Source organism: Microbacterium sp. ZW CA_36 (assembly GCF_044987475.1).
GTDB lineage: Bacteria > Actinomycetota > Actinomycetes > Actinomycetales > Microbacteriaceae > Microbacterium.
In genome coordinates, this window is the sequence record NZ_JBJDRL010000002.1 from 84,326 (window position 1) to 101,632 (window position 17,307).

Genomic DNA, 17,307 nt, shown 5'->3' on the forward strand with positions numbered 1-17,307 from the left:
ATGCTGAAGCAGGAAGACAACGAGAAGATCACGCGCTCAGGTCCTGGGACACCGTTGGGCAATCTGCTGCGGTCGTACTGGCAGCCCGTGGCGCTGGTCTCCGAGATGCCCGGCGAACGTCCGGTCAAGGCCGTGCGGATCATGAGCGAGGACCTGGTGCTCTTCAAGAAGCGCGAGGGTTGGGGCCTCATCAGTCGCTACTGCGCGCACCGCGGGGTCGACCTCTCCTACGGGCGGCTCGAGGAGGACGGCATCCGCTGCCTGTACCACGGCTGGCTGTACGACGGTCAAGGCCGATGCGTCGAGCAGCCGGCGGAGCCGGACCACAGCCAGTTCCTAGGCAAGATCCGCATCTCGAACTACCCGTGCGTCGAGAAGAACGGACTCATCTTCGCCTATATGGGCGCCGGTGACCCGCCGCCGTTCCCGCACTACGACTGCTTCGTCGCCCCCGACGAGTACACCTTCGCCTTCAAGGGGCTGTGGGAGTGCAACTGGCTGCAGGGCCTCGAGGGCGGCATCGACCCGAGCCACGTGTCGTTCCTCCACCGCTTCATCCAGGAGGACCCGCGCGACATGTACGGTCAGCAGTTCGCCGAGGAGGTCGAGGGCACCGGCAAGAAGCTCTCCACGCTCGTCGGCGAGAGCTACCGTCCCGACATCGAGGTCGAGAGCGCCGATCATGGGCTCCGCGTCTATGCCCTCCGCCAGCTGACCGAGGACATCAAGCATGTCCGGGTGACGAATCTGCTGTTCCCGAACGCGTTCGTCGTCCCGTTCGGCAACACGAAGGTGTTCACGCAGTGGCATGTGCCGATCGACGACGACAACCACTACTGGTTCATGATCTGGTACGACTTCGCCGAACCTACCGACAAGGACACGCTGCTGCAGCAGCGCCTCGAAGGCGTCTCGCTGCCGGAGTACCGCCCGGTGCGCAACCGCAGCAACAACTGGGGGTTCGACCCCCAGGAGCAGAAGGAGCTCACCTACACCGGCATGGGCCTGGACATCAACGTCCACGACCAGTGGGCCGTCGAGAGCATGGGCCCGATCCAGGATCGCACGGTCGAGCGTCTCGGTATCTCGGACCGCGCGGTCACGGCCAATCGGCGTATGCTGCTCCGCGCGATCGACTCGTTCGCCGCGGGCGCTCAGACGCCTTCGCACCCGGTGAGCGAGGAGGAAGCCGCGCGGCTCACCGGCCCGATCGCGATGGACACGATCGCCGCGAACGATGCATGGCAGTCCCGATGGGTGGAGCGTGAGCAGGAGCGCCGCAACACGTCGCCGTGGGCAGGTCCTCGGGAGAACGTCGAGGAGACCGTCGATGCGTGAGCGCAACGTCGACGAGCGCCCGGTCGCCGAGAGCGGCGGAGGAGTCTCCGCGCGGCCGATGCTCGCGAAGGATCGCGAGGGGTATATCGGCCGTCACGGTCTGTGGAGCGAGGCGCAGTATGCAGCCGCCGGGCAGATGCGCCGCGTCCTCGACGAGCTCGGGATCGAGATGGTGCGCTTCTCGTTCGTCGACCAGCACGGCGTGCTGCGCGGGAAGACGATCGCGCGCGGCGGCATCGCGGCAGCGATGCGGTCGGGCGTGACCGCGCCGAGCTCGCTTCTGCTCAAGGATACGTCGGGCAAGTCGGTGTTCTCGGTGTTCTCGGCCGAGACCGGCGTCGGTCTCGCCGGCTTCAGCGGGGCAGGCGACATCGTGATGGTTCCGGATCCGGCGACCTTCCGGGTGCTGCCGTGGGCTCCGAAGACCGGCTGGATCCTGTGCGACGTGCACTTCCCGGACGGCTCGCCGGTGCCCCTGTGCACCCGCTCGATCCTCCGCAACGAGCTCACCGCTCTCGCGTCCCGTGGCTACGCAATGACGGTGGGTGCGGAGCTCGAGTTCCACGTCTACCGCGCGGATGCCGCAGATCTGACCGATGCGAACATCGGCTCGCCGGGGAACCCGGGTGCGGCGCGCGCGACGGGGCCGACCACGCGAGGCTCGCAGCTGCTGTACGAAGAGGGCCTCGACCGGATGCAGCCGCTCGTGGATGCGCTGTACCGTGGCCTCACCCTGCTCGACCTCCCGCTGCGCTCGATCGAGCTCGAGTTCGGCCCCAGCCAGTTCGAGCTGACGATGGAGGCGGGGCCGGCGCGCGAGGTCGCGGATGCGATCGTGCTGTGCCGCAGCGCCGTGCGGCGGATCGCGGCGGGGCTCGGCTACCACGCGACCTTCATGTCGCGTCCGCAGGGCACCGAAGGCGCATCCACCGGCTGGCACCTGCACCAGTCCCTCACCGACGCGTCCGGCGACAACGTCTTCATGCCCGATGCTCCGGGCGCCTCGATGTCGCTGCTCGGAGCCTCGTACCTCGCCGGCATTCTCGAGCACGCGCCGGCCGCCGCGGCGTTCACCACTCCGACCGTGAACGGATACAAGAGGTATCAGCCGAACTCGCTCGCACCCGACCGCATCGCATGGGGCATCGACAACAAAGGTGCGATGGTGCGCGCGGTGGGCGGCAACCGCGACCCGGCGACCCGCCTCGAGAACCGTTCGGGTGAGCCGGCGGCGAACCCCTACCTGTACATCGCCTCTCAGCTGATCAGCGGCATGGACGGAGTCGACCGCGGGCTCATCCCGCCCGCACCGACGAACGACCCCTACAACACCGCCGCGCCCGCGCTTCCGAGCTCGCTCGGGTCGGCTGTGGAGGCGCTCGCGGAAGACTCGGCCTTCCGATCGGCACTCGGCGAGGTCGTGGTGGACTGGTTCTGCACGATCAAGCGCGCCGAGTTCTCACGCTACCTGCGCCATGTCTCCGACTGGGAGCAGCGCGAGTACTTCGACATCTTCTGACCCACCCATCCCGAGGACGAGGAATCATGAGCATCAGAGCCGCCGTCGAGGCGCTGCCGACCTACGAGCCCTTCTTCTGCGCGGGGGAGTGGGTGCCTGTCGGCGACCGGGAGGTGCACACGGTCACCGACCCGGCGACAGGCGAGGTCCTGACAACGGTGGCGCAGCCCACGGCATCCGACATCGATGCCGCCGTCGATGCCGCGGTAGCTGCCCACAACGACAAGCGCTGGCGTGGACTCGCACCGTTGGAGCGGTCGCGCATCCTGAACCGCGTGGCAGACCTCATCGAGGAGGAGCTCGAAGACCTCGCGATCCTCGAGACCCGGGACAACGGCAAGCCGATCGAGCGTTCGCGCGCCGACGTCGCGAACGCGGCGCGGACGTTCCGTCACTTCGCGGGTGCTCCGTCTCGCATCGGCGGCACTGTGGTGCCGATCGATGGCGGAGAGCATCACGTCTACACGACGATGGAGCCGGTCGGGCCGGTGGCCATCATCCTGCCGTGGAACTTCCCGTTCATGACGGCGTCGTTCAAGATCGCCCCGGCACTGGCCGCCGGGTGTCCCGTCGTCGCGAAGCCGGCGTCCTACACGCCGCTGTCGATCCTGCGGATGGCGCGCATCCTGCAGCGAGCGGGCGTGCCCGACGGCGTGGTGAGCGTGCTCACCGGTGATCGCCGCGTCGGCGCGGCGCTGACCGAGCACCGCGGGATCGCGAAAGTGACCTTCACCGGGTCGACCGAGGTCGGTCGCACCGTCGCGCACGCGGCGGCCGAGGAATTCAAGCGGGTCACCCTGGAGCTCGGGGGTAAGAACCCCAACATCGTGTTCGAGGATGCCGATCTCGACGCCGCCGTCCTCACCGCGATGCGCGCGTCGTTCGGCCACTCCGGTCAGATGTGCACGGCCGGCAGCCGGCTCCTGGTGCAGCGCTCGATCCTCGCCGAGATGAACCAGCGCATGGCAGCTGCAGTCGCCAAGGTGCCGATGGGCGACGGTCTCGACGGGGGCATCACCGTCGGCCCGGTCGTCTCCGCGCAGCAGCGCGACAGCATCCTGGGCTACATCCGCGCCGGTGTCGACGAGGGCGCGACGCTTGTCGCAGGGGGCGGGACCCGCGAGCCCGGCTTCTACGTCGAGCCGACCCTCTTCACCGACGTCACGAACGACATGACAATCGCCCGGGAGGAGATCTTCGGCCCGGTCGTCGGCATCATCCCGTTCGACGATGAAGCCGACGCCGTGCGGATCGCGAACGACACCCCGTACGGTCTCGCCGCCGGGGTCTGGACGAAGGATGTGGGCCGCGCCCACCGCATGGCGCGAGCGCTGGACGTCGGCACCGTCTGGGTGAACACCTACAACATCTTCGACCCGGCGCTCTCCTTCGGCGGCGTCGGGGTATCCGGGCTCGGACGCGATCTCGGCGACGAGGGACTGCGCGGGTTCCTCGAGCCGAAGAGCGTCGTGATCGCCGTCCCCGAAGCCTGACGTCCGCGACCCGCCCCCAGGAGCAGACATGACCGACACCCCCACCAATGCCCCCACCGACCCCGCGCGCATCGGGGGCAGCTCCGTGCTCATCGTCGTCGACATCCAGGGCGGCGCCGGACAGACCCCGCCCGACCAGGGCGGCATCCCGATCCTCATGACGGGCAGGGAGCAGCGGCGTCCCCGCGTGCGCCGGCTCGTCGACCGGTGCCGGGATGCCGGCATCCCGGTGGTGTGGATCCAGGAGGTGCACAAGCGCTCGCTCGTCGACATCGGCCGAGAGCTCGACGGCGCCGAGGGGCCGCACTGCATCGAAGGCGACCCCGACACCGAGATCGCCGCATGGCTCGACCCGCAGCCCGAGGAGTTCGTGATCCGCAAGCGCCGGTACTCGGCGTTCTTCGGCACCGAGCTCGAGATCGTGCTGAAGGCCTACAAGGCGGACACCGTCCTGCTCGTGGGTGGTCTCACCGACGTCTGCATCCATTACACCGCGGTGGACGCCCACCAGCACGACTACCGGGTGCGGGTGATCACGGACTGCGTCGCCGGATCGACGCAGCAGGCGCACGACAACGCGCTCGCCGCGGTGAGGTATCTGCAGCGCGACGCCCTCGTGACCGCCGATGACGTGCACGGGTCCATCGACGCGCGCCTCGCCACCGACGCCGTGCGGGTCGGCCGGTGACGGCCGGGCTTCCGGGCCAGGCCGCGTACGTCGTCGTCGGCGGCGGCACCGCGGGCAACGTCGTGGCCGCGCGCCTGGCGGAGGCGGGGCACGAGGTTCTCGTGCTCGAGGCCGGCCCCGACTTCGGGCCGCAGGGCAGTGCGGCATGGCCCTCCGACCTCGTCGACGCGGCACGCCTCGGCCGCTCACACGACTGGGGGTACGACTCGGGCGCGACCTACCCGTGGACCGTGGGCTTCGAGCGAGGCCGTGCCATCGGCGGGTCGTCCGACATGAATGGCTGCACGCAGACGTGGGGGCATCGCCGCGACTACGACGCGTGGGCCGAGGCGGGCCTCGACGGCTGGAGCACCGACGAACTCGTTCCGCTGTTCGAGCAGGGGATGCGCCGCATGCGGGTCCGGCTGTACCGGGTCGACGAGCTGACTCCATGGCAGCACGCCTGGTACGACGCCGCACCCGCCGTCGGGATGCCGCGCCTGAGCGACCTCAACAACCTCGATGAATCGGCCGGTTTCGCCCCCGAAGCGGTCAACATCGAAGACGGCGTGCGGGTCAACTCCGCGTTCGCGTACCTCGACCCGGTGCGCGGGCTCTCGAACCTCACCATCGCCGGCGACGCCCTGGTGGACCGGGTCGTCGTCGAGAACGGCCGCGCGACAGGTGTCGTGGTCCGCCGCCGTGGCGAGACGGTCACCGTGCGCGCGGGCACCGTCGTGCTCGCCGGCGGTGCCTACAACTCGCCCACGATCCTGCTCCGCTCGGGTATCGGACCTGCCGCGCAGCTCGCTCCCCTCGGCATCCCCATCGTGCAGCATCTGCCCGGTGTGGGCGAGAACCTCCACGACCAGCCCTTCCTGCTGATGAGCTGGGAGGGGTCGGACGAGATGGCCCACGACATGCAGCGCGCGCGGGATGCCGGCTGGGCTCCCGACGAGCAGGCCATGGGCAAGGCGGCGTCGAGCTTCGAGACCGAGGCGTTCGATCTCCACTTCCTGCCCTACAGCCCGACGCACCTCACCGGTCGCAAGCGCTGGAGCGTCGGGCTCTCGGCGCTGCAGCCGCGCTCGCGCGGCTCCGTGCGCCTGCAGGACGCCGACCCCGAGAGCAAGCCGCTCATCGACCACCGCTTCCTCACCGATCCCGAAGGAGTCGACGTCGCAATCCTCGCCGAAGGCGCCGGGATGCTCCGCGAGCTCGCGGCATCGCCCGCACTCGCTCGTCGGGTCGGGCGCGAGATCCACCCCGGACCCGGCACCCTCGAGCCGGCCGCGCTGCGCGCCCACCTCTACGCGAACCCCGACAACTACTGGCACCCCGTCGGGACGTGCCGCATGGGGCGGGAGGACGACGCGCTCGCGGTCGTCGACGCCCGCGCCCGCGTGCACGGCATCGAGGGCCTGCACATCGCCGACTGCGCGATCATGCCGACGGTGCCGCGTGCGACGACGGCCATGCCGGCGATCGTGATGGGGGAGAAGGTGGCGCGGATGCTGCTGCAGGACGCCGAGGAGACGACCCGATGACCGTCACCCCGTCGTCCGCGCGGGACGCGCCGACCGTGTACGTCGCGCCGATCGTGACAATGGATGCCGCCGCACCCGACGCCGAGGCGTTCGCCGTGCGCGGCGGGCGCATCATCGCGGTGGGCACCGTGGATGCCGCGCGCGCCGCGGCTCCGGATGCCGACCTCGAGGAGCTCGACGGCGTCGTGCTGCCCGGGCTCATCGACGCGCACATGCACATGGAGCGCGCCGGGCTCAAGGCGCTCGACTACGTGTCGGACGAGGATGACGTCGACACCTACCTGCAGCGCATGCGGGACAGTTTCGACGACGATGGCCCCGAGGACCCGCCGTTCGAGGACCGGATCCGCGCGCTCGTGCGAGTGCAGCCGCTGCTGCACTCGCTCGGCATCACCGGCGTCGTCGACCCCGCCGTGACGATCGACGAGATGCGCGGGTACCAGGAGGCGCATCGGCGCGGGCTGCTGACGATGCGCACCGTCGCGATGCCGTTCCTCGACATCGGGACGCCGCGCTTCCCCGACATCGACGCCGCGATCGGGCATCTGGACGGCACCGGCGTCTCGACCGGCTTCGGCGACGACATGCTGCGGATCGGTCCCATCAAGGTCTACGCCGACGGCGAGGCGCTCAAGGGCCAGGCGCTGCTGGAGCAGCCGTGGGACGACAGCGGGTACACGGGGCTGCAGCGCATCTCGGACGACGACTTCACGCGCCTCGTCGAGTGGTGCGGCGCGCACGGCTGGGGCGTCGGCACGCACGCCGTCGGCGGCGGCGCGGTCGCGCTGCTGGCACGCGCCTACGCCAGAGCGGGCGACGCGGTCGCCGCACGGCGGTTCCAGGCGATCCACGCCTACCTCGAGCCCGGCGATGACGCGATCCGGACGCTCGCCGAGATCGGGACCATCGCCTCGCTGCAGCCGTCGATCATCTGGCACAACGGGGCGGGCCTGCGCGCCAAGCTGGGGGAGCGCGCCGAGCGCGCGAACCCGGTGCGGTCGTGGCTCGACGCCGGCGCAGTGCTCGCGCTCGGCTCCGACGGCCCGTTCTTCGCCTTCGACCCGCGCCACCTCATGTGGCAGACCATCACGCGACGCATCGCCGGAGAGGACGAGCCATTGAGCATGGCCGAAGCCATCACGATCGAGGAGGCGCTGGCCGGCTACACCACCGGCGCCGCGTATGCGAGCCTCGCCGAGCGCGATCGCGGTGCGATCCGTGTCGGCATGCAGGCCGACTGGGCGCTGTGGTCGGCCGACCCTCGGACCGTCGCTACCGACGCACTGCGGACGCTCGCGGTACGACGCACCGAGGTCGGCGGCCGCACGGTGCACGGAGGGGACTCGTGATCGAGACGGTGCTCGGCCCGGTCGCACCCGGCGAACTGGGCGTGGTGTCCACCAACGAGCACGTGCTCACGGACTCGCGGCATCTGCTGCGCCCCACGCGCGAGGGCGGCGCGCTCGAGGGGCCGATCCGGCCCGGGATCCTCGGCGACCTGCGGTGGAGCTGGATGTCGCTGGCCGACAACCTGACCCTCGACAGCGAGCCCGACGCGGTCGCCGAACTCGCGGGAGCCGCGCAGGCGGGACTGGGCACGATCGTCGAGGCGACGTCGTGGGGCATGGGTCCGTCGCATGCGCGGCTCGCCGACATCTCGCGCGCCAGCGGCGTGCGGATCGTCGCCGCATACGGCACCTACATCGACAAGACCCTCCCCGCCCCCTGGCGGGATCTCACGGAGGCCGACGTCGAACGAGCGTTCGCGCGCGCGCTCACCGAGGAGGTTCCCGGCGCCGGCTTCCGAGCGGGCCTTCTCGGTCTCATGGGGACCAGCGCCGAGATCACCCCTGCGGAACTGCGCGCACTGCGTGCCGCAGGGCGCGCCGCCGCGGCAGCGGGCACCGCGGTGTCCATTCGACTCGACGGCGCGGCGCGACGCGGACCGGAGGTCGCCGAGATCCTGACCGGGCAGGGACTGCCGGTGTCGCGCATCCTGTTCTGCAACATGGACAAGGTGCTCGACGACGACTACGTCCGCGACGTGAGCGACACCGGCGCCGTCGTGGAGTTCGCGTTCGGCAGCGAGAACCACTTCGCCGACCGCGCCCGCGATGCAACCGACACCGAACGGCTCGACTTCCTGACCCGCTTCCTCGACGACCGCCCGGCCGCCGCGGTGACGCTGTCGTGCTCGGTGTGGACGAAGGGGCAGCTCTCGCGGCACGGCGGCATGGGCTACGGGCACGTGGTGAAGCGCGTCGCACCGGCGCTGCATCGTCTCGGCGTCTCCGACGAGCGCCTCCACGCCATGCTCGTGCGCACCCCTGCCGAGCTCCTCGACCGAACGGAGTACACCTCGTGACCGACACGCCGCTGCACTGGTGGAGCGCACGCGCGCTCGCCGACGGCATCCGCTCCCGCGAGATCTCCGCCGAGGAGGTCATGCGCGCCCATCTGGCCCGGATCGAGGAAGCCAACCCTCGGTTGCGCGCGATCGTGTCGATGATCCCGGAATCGGCCGCGCTGGCCGCCGCGCGCGAGGCCGATGCGGCGGTCGCCCGCGGGGACGAGGTGGGCGTGCTGCACGGGCTGCCGACCGCGGTGAAGGACCTGCTCGACGTCGAAGGGCTGCCGACCACCCACGGCTCGGCGGTGTACGCCGACGCGGCTCCCGCGACCACCGACGCGATGGTGGTTGGGCGCATGCGCCGCAACGGCGCGATCATCATCGGCAAGACCAACACCCCCGAGGGCGGTCTGGGCACGCTGACGTTCAGCGCGGTGCACGACGTGTGCCGCAACCCATGGGACCTCTCGAGGCATGCCGGTGGATCGAGCGGCGGAGCGGGGGCGGCGCTCGCCGCCGGCATGCTCCCGATCGCGGACGGTTCGGACAGCGGAGGGAGCCTGCGCTACCCGGCCTCGTTCTGCAACGTCGTCGGAATGCGGCCGACGCCCGGCCGCGTCGCGAGCGGTCGCCTCGGCAACGGGTGGACTGCGCACGGCGTACTGGGGCCGATGGCCCGCTCCAGTGACGACGTCGCGCTGCTGCTGGCGGGTATGGCCGGCGCCGACCCGATGGCACCCATGTCGATCGCCGAGGACGCGGCGCACTTCGCCGACGTGGTCGCCGACGGGCCGAACGGAGTACGGGTCGGGTGGAATCCGGACGCCGCAGGCGTGCCGATCAGCACCGAGGTCGCGGCCGTTCTGCGCGACGCCCGTGCCGCTCTCGTCGCCGCCGGCTACGACGTGGTCGATCTCGACCTCGACGAGGCGCTCTCCGGTGCCGAGCGGGCGTGGGAGACCATCGAGATGTTCAACTTCTACGCGTCGTATCGCGGCGAAGCGCAAGCCCACCCCGAGCGTCTGCGCCCGGATCTGCTGCGCAACATCCGCCAGGGCGAGCGGGTGACGGCATCCGATCTCGCCGACGCGCTCGCCGTCCGCACCGATGTCTACCGCCGCACCGAGCGTCTGTTCGACGACATCGACGTCGACGTCATCGTCACGCCCGCCACGCCCGTGGTCGCCCCGCCGGCCGAGGACGAGTGGGTGCGCCGGGTCGGCGACGTCGAGTACGACCGCTACTTCCGCTGGCAGATGCTCGCCAACCGCATCACGGTGACGGCGCACCCGGTCGTGGTCACCCCCGCCGGTTTCAGCGGCGGGCTTCCGGTCGGCATGCAGGTGGTCGGCCGAAATCGTGGCGAGTTCGATCTGCTCTCGCATACCGCCGGATTCGAACGGGTACTCGGGCTCACCGCGCGCCACCCGCAGTCCTAGTCCGCACGCCGCCCGGCGCCGATCGTGCAGATCGGCGCCGGGCGGCGTGCGTATGCGATCGCGAACTCAGCTGCCGGCGGGAACGGCCTCGAAGCTCAGCCACAGTTCGAAGCAGTTGTGCCGCGAGAGGCTGGTGACTCCGACCGATGCGCGGCCCACCGATCCGACCTCGGGTCCGAAGACGTCGAGGAACAGCTCGGTGGCCCCGGCGGCGACCTCGTGCAGCCGGTCGAACTCCGGAGTCGTCCGCATGAAGCAGAGCGCGCGCGAGAGCCCGGCGACGTTGTCGAGCGATCCGACTGCGAGGCGGATCAGCCCGAGAGCCTGGGTCGCAGTCAGGACGGCGGCCTCGCGCGCCTGCGCCACACTGATATCGGCGCCGACGACTCCGGGATGCCGTCGATTGCCTGCGCGGTCCTCGGGCGTGATCCCGCTGAGCTCGACGAGATCGCCGGTGCGGTGGAAGGCCTTGAGTCCGCTTCCGTAGCGGCCGCCGTACGGCGGGTCGGTGTAGTCGGGGATCTCGAGTCCGAGTTCGCGGGCGCGCTGTTCCGGTGTCGACATGACGTCCTGTCCTCTGTCGGAGTGGTTGAGGATCAGCCTATCTTGACGGATCCGTTGTAAATAGAATTGGATGCATTCACGACGATGTGGATCCAACCAAGGATTCGGCGATCGTTGGGGCAGAGGTCAAGGGAGCGGGATGGAGAAGACGGCGATGGAGGAGATGATGTCGCAGCCGCGGATCGTGTCGGAACCCGCCCTGCCCACGTATGCGCGGATCGATGGCGTGCCGGCGCTGGGGGCGGCAGGGCTGACGGTCTCCCTCGTGCTCTCGGCGGCGCGTCCGGGGGATGCCGGGCGAGGCGCCCAGGTCGCGCTGGCGTGCGCGGAGCATGCGGCCGGCTGGTCGGTCGGACTGGACCCGTCGGGCCGGGTGTCGCTCGTCGTCGGCACGCGGCACGGTCCCGTCGCCGTCACCTCGGCGAGCGGACTCGACGCCGACCGGCGCTACCGGGTCGTCGCGCGCATTCCGGGTGGGCCGGGACGGCTCGAGGTGAGCGTGCAGCCTGAGTATGCGGCGGCCGGAAGCGAGGTGGACACGGCGGGCGTCCGGGTCGGCGTGCCCGGTGTGGCATCACGCGGTCCGCTGCTGTGGGGCTGTCGTTCGCTGTTCGATGGCGTCAGGCCCGAGCTGCCGTTCGACGGAGTGGTCGGCGACGTGCGGCTGGCCGCCGGCGGCGAGTCGCCGGACGCCATGGGACCAGCTGCCGCGGCCGGCGTGGCCGTGATGTCGTGGGTTCAGGAAGTGGTCGTCGGATTCCCGGTGTGATGAAACGCTGCGGAAACACTCTCGACATTCAAACGGATCCATAAGAGAATAGATTGGATCCATGATGGATCCTCGACGCGAAGGAGCGTTCCGAATGCGCGTATGCACCCGTGCTCGCCGGCTCTCGGCGGTCGGGACGCTCGCGAATCCTGCCTCACGCGGCCGACTCGCCCATCGTTCGGGACTCGCTGCGCCCTCTGATGGTCCCACATGGTCCCGCGGCGCGGGCACGCGGGCGGCAAGCGCTCCTTCGGCGCGCTCGCGTGGATCTCACTGAGGAATGTAACCCGACAGAAACAAGATTGGATGCGTAAATCGCTAGATTGGATCCACACCGTACGATTCCTCGTGAGCAGCGTCACCCGCTCCCTGCTCCCGAGAGGCGCCGACCCGACGCCGACGCACCCGAAAGTCATTGAAGTCCTGAGAGGAATGAGCATGCGCAACAAGAAATCGCTCGCCGGAGCCGCGCTCGTCGCGGTCGCCGGCATGGCGCTCGCGGGCTGTGCCGCGAGCAACGCCGACGGCGCCCCGGTCGCTGAGACCGACACCATCAACCTCGAGCTCTGGTACGCGCCGGCGACGTTCAATCCGGCGCTGGCCACCGCGACCTCCGACCTGCAGAACGCGCGGCTCGGCTTCGACACCCTGCTGCGCGCGGGGGAGGACGGGCTCATCGGCGGCCTTGCGACGGAGTGGGAGTCCGCTTCCTCCTCCGACTACACGTTCACGCTGCGCAACGACGCCACGTGCGCCGATGGTACGGCGATCACGCCGAGTGTCGTCGCGGGCTCGTTCGAGTACCTCGTCGGACTCGAGGACGCCGCAGCCGTGACGTGGAAGAACCAGGCCTTCGGTTCCGGATCGCCCACCTTCACCGCCGACGACGAAGCGGGGACACTGCAGATCACCCTCAGCGAGCCGTACTCGCAGCTGCTCGGCGGAGTCTCGCAGCCGGGGCTCGGCGTGATCTGCCCTGCCGGGATCGAGGACCCGGAGGGTCTGGCGGCCGGAAGCGTCGAGGGCGCGTTCTCGGGGCCCTACCTTCTCACCGAGCAGCAGCCCGGCGTCAGTGTGAGCTTCACCCTGCGCGACGACTACGACGCGTGGCCGGCATGGACGAGCGTCGAGGGGACCCCTGCGAAGACCCTCAACTACACCGTGCAGCCCGACGGCAACACGAGCGCGAACCTGCTCGATTCCGGCGGCATCGACGGCGCGCGCTTCTACGACTCGAATGCCCTGCGATTCGCCGACGAGGAGGGCTTCAGCACGGTGACGTTCGCCAGCTCGGCGTACAACCTCGTGTTCAACCAGACGCCCGGTTCGGGCTCGATCTTCGAGGGGAACCAGGAGCTTCGCACCGCCGTCGCACAGGCGATCGACCCGCAGGGGTTCAACGACGCCGGCCTCGACGGCCTCGGTGAGACGCAGTACACGGTCAACTCGGCCGGGTACTCGTGCGCGCTCGAGGATCCCTCACTGCTGCAGAGCTACGACCCGGAGGTCGCGTCCGCAGAGCTGGCGGGCCAGACCATCCGGCTCCTCATCATGAGCAACTGGGATCCTGCGGCCGACTACCTTGCAGAATCTCTCCGCGCCGCCGGCGCCACGGTCGAGGTGTCCGCTCCGGATCCCGCCGAGTGGTCGTCGCAGATGCGCACCGAGCCGCAGAACTGGGATGTCGCGGTCGCGGCGGAGAATGCCGGCCCCGGCCTGATCCACCTGTCGATCGCCCGCTACCTCGGCCCGACCTACCCGCAGGGCGGCACCAACGTGGTCGGCGCCGAGAACGCGGAGGGCGCCGCCTTCTTCGCCGAGGCGATGGAGTCGGCCGACGCCGACGAGCAGTGCGCCGCGTTCGAGTCGGCCCAGGAGACGATCCTCGAGCGGGTGGACATGATGCCGCTCATCACGGACACTCACCGGTATGTGACCCGTCCCGGCTTCGCCGCCTACGTGTTCAACGGATACTGGGACCCGTCGGCGGTGCGCATCACGGGTTGACCGTGACGAGCTGCCCGGGCCGGAACAAACAGGAGACTCGAACATGAGCATCATCCCCATCGTGACCTCCATGCCGACCGGCCCGGGCGGCCCACCCATCCACGCCGACGGCCCCGACAGCCCAGACCCGGGCGGCGGAACCCGCGCGGCCTCGCTGGCCGGAGCCTGGCGCCGGTTCCTGCTGCGCCGGGCGGCGGGGCTCATCGTCAATGTCACCCTGCTCGTGGTGATCACCTTCCTGATCGTGCAGCTGATCCCCGGCGATCCGGCCACCGCGATCGCGGGCGAGAACGCCACCCTCGCCCAGGTCGAGATGGTGCGCACGCAGCTCAGCCTCGACCAGCCGATCCCGGTCCAGTTCGCGAACTACATGATCGGCGTCGTCCAGGGCGACTTCGGCGACTCCTACCGGTTCCGCGTCCCCGCGCTCGAGGTGGTGATGGCGGCCGTGCCCTACACCCTCGCCATCACCATCCCCGCGGTTCTGCTGCTCCTCGTTGTCGGCATCGCCGCGGGCATGGCGGTCGGTGTGGCGACGCGCGGAGACCGTCGCCGCGTCCTCGGCACATCCTTCAACGTCGTGACCGGGTTCATCTCCTCGGTGCCGGTCTACGTGCAGGCGACGGCCCTCGTCGTCGTCTTCGCGGTCTGGCTCCGCGCACTCCCGCCGGCGTACTCGCAGGCTTATGACCTCAGCCAGGCGGCGATCCTGCCGGTGCTCTCGCTCACGCTCGGCGGCGCCTGCGCGGTAGCCCGCGTGGTGCGGCGCGAGGCGGCGGTGATCCTCGAGCAGGACTACATGCGCACCGCCCGCGGCTGGCGGCTTCCCGCGCTCGCCCTCTACGCGAAGCACATGCTTCCGAATCTGCTCACGACGGCACTGACACTGTCGGGCATCATCCTCACGGCGCTGCTGGGATCGGCGCTGATCACCGAGGCGGTGTTCGCCTGGCCGGGCCTCGGAGGCGTCATCGTGCAGGCCATATCGATCGACAAGGACTATCCCGTGATCCGTGCGGCGGTCTTCGTCATCGGCGTGATCTCGCTCGTCATCACGCTCCTCATCGACGTGATCCTCGGGATCATCGACCCGCGAACCCTGGGGGACTGAACGTGTCCGCGACCACCTCAGCCGTGCAGACGGCAGAATCCGCGCGACCCCGCGCCTTCGCGTGGAACGGAGGGCTCATCGCCGGTCTGGCGATGCTGGCCATCATCGCCCTCGTGGCGATCTTCGCCCCCATCTTCCTCGCCGACCAGGCGACCGGGCTCGGCAGCGGCCCACCCAACTCCGGCTCCACGCCCGAGCACCCGCTCGGCACCGACACGCTCGGACGCGACATGCTCGCGCGCACACTGGTCGCCACCCGACCGACGGTGCTGATGGCGGTCATCGCCACCGGGCTGGCGGCGTTCGCCGGAATCGCGGTCGGCGTGGCGATCTGGCTGGCGCCCCGGCGGGTGCGCGAGTTCGGGCTGCGGTGCATCGAGTTCGCGGTGAGCTATCCGACCATGCTGGTCGCTATCATCATCGCCGCGATCCTCGGGCAGGGCATCGTGCAGGTCGTCATCGCCATCGCGGTCGCCAACACCGCTGGGTTCGCCCGGCTCACGGCGAACCTGGCTGCGCGCATCTCGACGAGCGAGTACGTCACCACGGCACGCCTGATGGGCGTCCCCACGCTGCGCGTCGCGACGAGGCACGTGCTGCCGAACATGGCCGAGCCCACGCTCATCCTCATCGCCGGCGCCTTCGCCGGCACCCTGGTCGAGATCTCAGGCCTCTCGTTCCTCGGGCTCGGCGCCCAGTCGCCGGCGTTCGACTGGGGCACGCTCCTCAACGAGGGGCTCAGCAAGATCATGGTGAACCCGATTGTGATCGTCGGCCCCGCCGTCGCCCTGACCTTCACGTCGCTGGCCGCGCTGCTCGTCGGCGACGGTCTTGCGGCGGCGGCCAACCCGCGCTCGAACAGCACCCAGGCGCGACTCGTGCGCTCCGCCGAGCCGCCGTCCTCGGCGCCCGTGCCGTCGGACGCCGTCCTGGTCGCGGAGGGCATCACCGTCACCCACGAGTCCAGCGGCCGCGAGCTCGTCTCGGACGTGTCGTTCACGATCCGCCGCGGTGAGGTGCTCGGCATCGTCGGCGAGTCGGGTTCAGGCAAGTCGCTCACCGCCTCGGTGGTCGCAAGGCTGCTGGGCGAAGGGCTCTCCGCCTCCGCGCGACGGCTCGAGCTTGCCGGCACCGATCTGCTCGGCAAGGTCTCCGACCGCAAGCTCGCCTCGAGCATCGGGCTCGTCTATCAGGACCCCGGCACGTCGCTGAACCCGGCACTGCTGCTGGGCAATCAGCTCACCGACGTCCTGCGCCTGCGCCTGGGGCACACACGTCGAGAAGCGACCGCGAAGCTGCTGTCGGGCTTCCGCTCTGTACGGCTCACCGATCCCGAGGGACGGCTCCGCCAGTACCCCCACCAGCTGTCGGGCGGCATGAAGCAGCGGGCGATGATCGCGTCCGCCATGAGCCCCGACCCAGATCTCTTGATCGCGGACGAGCCGACCACCGCGCTGGACGTGACGGTGCAGCGCGAGGTGCTGACGGTGCTCAAGCGCATGAACACCGAGTCAGGCACCGCGATCCTGTTCATCTCGCACGATCTCGGCGTGGTGCGGGCGCTGTGCGATCGTGTGCTCGTCCTCAAGGACGGCGAGATCGTCGAGCAGATCGACGACACGACGCATCTCACGGACGCGATGGTGAAGCATCCCTACACGAAGCGTCTTCTCGCGGCGACCCCAGTCGTGTCGCTGCCGGACCGGCGTGTTCAGAAGGAGGTCGGCGTATGACCGGGCCCATGGTCGATGTCCGCGGACTCGACGTCTCATTCGGATCCGTGCAGGTGCTGCACGGAGTGGATCTCGCGGTCGAGCGCGGCAGCACGGTCGGGATCGTCGGCGAGTCGGGATCGGGCAAGTCGACGCTCGCCAAGGTCCTCGTCGGCGAGGTGCGTCCCTCGGCCGGACACGTCGTCGTCGACGGCGACGACCTGACGGCGCGCCACAGGGCCACGCTCCGGCGGCATCGCCGGCGCACGCAGATGATCCCGCAGGACCCCTACTCGTCGCTGTCCCCGCGACGCACCATCGCGCAGACTCTCGCCGAGGCCATCGACCCGGCACGCGCACGGGTCGCCCGGCACGAGGAGAAGATCGCCTCGTGGCTGAAGCTGGTGGGTCTGCAGCCCGAGATGATGCATCGCTACCCCCACGAGTTCTCGGGCGGACAGCGCCAGCGCATCGCGATCGCGCGCGGCCTGGTGATCGAGCCGGACGTCGTGATCGCCGACGAGATCACGTCGGCGCTCGACGTCTCGGTGCAGGCGCAGATCCTCGACCTGCTCGCTGAGATCAAGGAGACGCTGGGCATCACCGTGCTGTTCATCTCGCACAACCTCGCAGTCGTGCAGCGGGTGAGCGACGAGGTCGTGGTGCTCTATCAGGGGCGTGTCGTCGAATCCGGTCCGGTCGAGCAGATCTACGCCGATCCGCAGCACTGGTACACGCGCCGACTGCTCGACGCCGACCCGGGCTCGCCCGGCTTCGCCCTCGTGAGCTGA

The 17,307-nt window shown here is 69.9% G+C and carries 14 protein-coding genes; 13 read left to right on the forward strand and 1 reads right to left on the reverse strand.

Going from position 1 to position 17,307, the window contains the following annotated elements:
* From ACI3KX_RS01865 to ACI3KX_RS01900, 8 genes are read left to right on the forward strand one after another with little or no spacing between them, the layout of a single operon-like run.
* Positions 1 to 1,338 (forward strand): Rieske 2Fe-2S domain-containing protein, encoded by a 1,338-nt coding sequence (locus ACI3KX_RS01865; RefSeq protein ID WP_404907375.1) that lies wholly within the window; start codon positions 1 to 3, stop codon positions 1,336 to 1,338.
* The gene (locus ACI3KX_RS01870; RefSeq protein WP_404907377.1) at positions 1,331 to 2,857 is read left to right on the forward strand and encodes a glutamine synthetase family protein; all 1,527 of its coding nucleotides are present in this window, start codon (positions 1,331 to 1,333) and stop codon (positions 2,855 to 2,857) included. Before ACI3KX_RS01865 ends, ACI3KX_RS01870 begins: the two co-directional genes overlap by 8 nt.
* A 26-nt stretch (positions 2,858 to 2,883) precedes the next feature.
* Complete coding sequence (locus tag ACI3KX_RS01875) at positions 2,884 to 4,350, forward strand: aldehyde dehydrogenase family protein (RefSeq protein WP_404907379.1); 1,467 nt, start codon at positions 2,884 to 2,886, stop codon at positions 4,348 to 4,350.
* 28 nt (positions 4,351 to 4,378) lie between these two features.
* Positions 4,379 to 5,038 (forward strand): cysteine hydrolase family protein, encoded by a 660-nt coding sequence (locus ACI3KX_RS01880; RefSeq protein ID WP_404907381.1) that lies wholly within the window; start codon positions 4,379 to 4,381, stop codon positions 5,036 to 5,038.
* On the forward strand, positions 5,035 to 6,564 hold the full coding sequence (locus ACI3KX_RS01885; RefSeq protein WP_404907383.1) for a GMC family oxidoreductase: 1,530 nt from the start codon (positions 5,035 to 5,037) through the stop codon (positions 6,562 to 6,564). The genes ACI3KX_RS01880 and ACI3KX_RS01885 overlap by 4 nt, the downstream gene beginning before the upstream one ends.
* The gene (locus ACI3KX_RS01890) at positions 6,561 to 7,913 is read left to right on the forward strand and encodes an amidohydrolase (RefSeq protein ID WP_404907384.1); all 1,353 of its coding nucleotides are present in this window, start codon (positions 6,561 to 6,563) and stop codon (positions 7,911 to 7,913) included. Before ACI3KX_RS01885 ends, ACI3KX_RS01890 begins: the two co-directional genes overlap by 4 nt.
* A complete protein-coding gene (locus tag ACI3KX_RS01895; RefSeq protein ID WP_404907385.1) occupies positions 7,910 to 8,929 on the forward strand; it encodes a hypothetical protein in 1,020 nt (339 codons plus the stop codon). The genes ACI3KX_RS01890 and ACI3KX_RS01895 overlap by 4 nt, the downstream gene beginning before the upstream one ends.
* The gene (locus ACI3KX_RS01900; RefSeq protein WP_404907386.1) at positions 8,926 to 10,353 is read left to right on the forward strand and encodes an amidase; all 1,428 of its coding nucleotides are present in this window, start codon (positions 8,926 to 8,928) and stop codon (positions 10,351 to 10,353) included. Before ACI3KX_RS01895 ends, ACI3KX_RS01900 begins: the two co-directional genes overlap by 4 nt.
* 66 nt (positions 10,354 to 10,419) lie before the next feature.
* Here ACI3KX_RS01900 and ACI3KX_RS01905 read toward each other — a convergent pair whose 3' ends face one another.
* Complete coding sequence (locus ACI3KX_RS01905; protein WP_363358127.1) at positions 10,420 to 10,917, reverse strand: RidA family protein; 498 nt, start codon at positions 10,915 to 10,917, stop codon at positions 10,420 to 10,422.
* Between the two features lie 139 nt (positions 10,918 to 11,056).
* On the opposite strand from ACI3KX_RS01905, the gene ACI3KX_RS01910 reads away from it, so the two are divergent.
* The 5 genes from ACI3KX_RS01910 (at position 11,057) to ACI3KX_RS01930 (ending at position 17,307) form a co-directional block, all read left to right on the forward strand.
* Complete coding sequence (locus ACI3KX_RS01910; RefSeq protein ID WP_404907387.1) at positions 11,057 to 11,686, forward strand: hypothetical protein; 630 nt, start codon at positions 11,057 to 11,059, stop codon at positions 11,684 to 11,686.
* A gap of 438 nt (positions 11,687 to 12,124) precedes the next feature.
* Complete coding sequence (locus tag ACI3KX_RS01915; protein ID WP_404907389.1) at positions 12,125 to 13,693, forward strand: ABC transporter substrate-binding protein; 1,569 nt, start codon at positions 12,125 to 12,127, stop codon at positions 13,691 to 13,693.
* 43 nt (positions 13,694 to 13,736) lie between these two features.
* Positions 13,737 to 14,804, forward strand: a complete 1,068-nt coding sequence (locus ACI3KX_RS01920; protein ID WP_363358124.1) for an ABC transporter permease — start codon at positions 13,737 to 13,739, stop codon at positions 14,802 to 14,804.
* A 2-nt stretch (positions 14,805 to 14,806) separates the two neighbouring features.
* A complete protein-coding gene (locus tag ACI3KX_RS01925) occupies positions 14,807 to 16,537 on the forward strand; it encodes a dipeptide/oligopeptide/nickel ABC transporter permease/ATP-binding protein (protein WP_363358123.1) in 1,731 nt (576 codons plus the stop codon).
* The gene (locus ACI3KX_RS01930; RefSeq protein WP_363358122.1) at positions 16,534 to 17,307 is read left to right on the forward strand and encodes an ATP-binding cassette domain-containing protein; all 774 of its coding nucleotides are present in this window, start codon (positions 16,534 to 16,536) and stop codon (positions 17,305 to 17,307) included. The genes ACI3KX_RS01925 and ACI3KX_RS01930 overlap by 4 nt, the downstream gene beginning before the upstream one ends.

What these genes read in the sequence shown, in the direction of transcription:
- ACI3KX_RS01865 (WP_404907375.1), top strand. Translation starts at nt 1, where the DNA reads ATGCTGAAGCAGGAAGACAACGAGAAGATCACGCGCTCAGGTCCTGGG.
- ACI3KX_RS01870 (WP_404907377.1), top strand. Translation starts at nt 1,331, where the DNA reads ATGCGTGAGCGCAACGTCGACGAGCGCCCGGTCGCCGAGAGCGGCGGA.
- ACI3KX_RS01875 (WP_404907379.1), top strand. Translation starts at nt 2,884, where the DNA reads ATGAGCATCAGAGCCGCCGTCGAGGCGCTGCCGACCTACGAGCCCTTC.
- ACI3KX_RS01880 (WP_404907381.1), top strand. Translation starts at nt 4,379, where the DNA reads ATGACCGACACCCCCACCAATGCCCCCACCGACCCCGCGCGCATCGGG.
- ACI3KX_RS01890 (WP_404907384.1), top strand. Translation starts at nt 6,561, where the DNA reads ATGACCGTCACCCCGTCGTCCGCGCGGGACGCGCCGACCGTGTACGTC.
- ACI3KX_RS01905 (WP_363358127.1), bottom strand. Translation starts at nt 10,917, where the DNA reads ATGTCGACACCGGAACAGCGCGCCCGCGAACTCGGACTCGAGATCCCC.
- ACI3KX_RS01910 (WP_404907387.1), top strand. Translation starts at nt 11,057, where the DNA reads ATGGAGAAGACGGCGATGGAGGAGATGATGTCGCAGCCGCGGATCGTG.
- ACI3KX_RS01915 (WP_404907389.1), top strand. Translation starts at nt 12,125, where the DNA reads ATGCGCAACAAGAAATCGCTCGCCGGAGCCGCGCTCGTCGCGGTCGCC.
- ACI3KX_RS01920 (WP_363358124.1), top strand. Translation starts at nt 13,737, where the DNA reads ATGAGCATCATCCCCATCGTGACCTCCATGCCGACCGGCCCGGGCGGC.
- ACI3KX_RS01930 (WP_363358122.1), top strand. Translation starts at nt 16,534, where the DNA reads ATGACCGGGCCCATGGTCGATGTCCGCGGACTCGACGTCTCATTCGGA.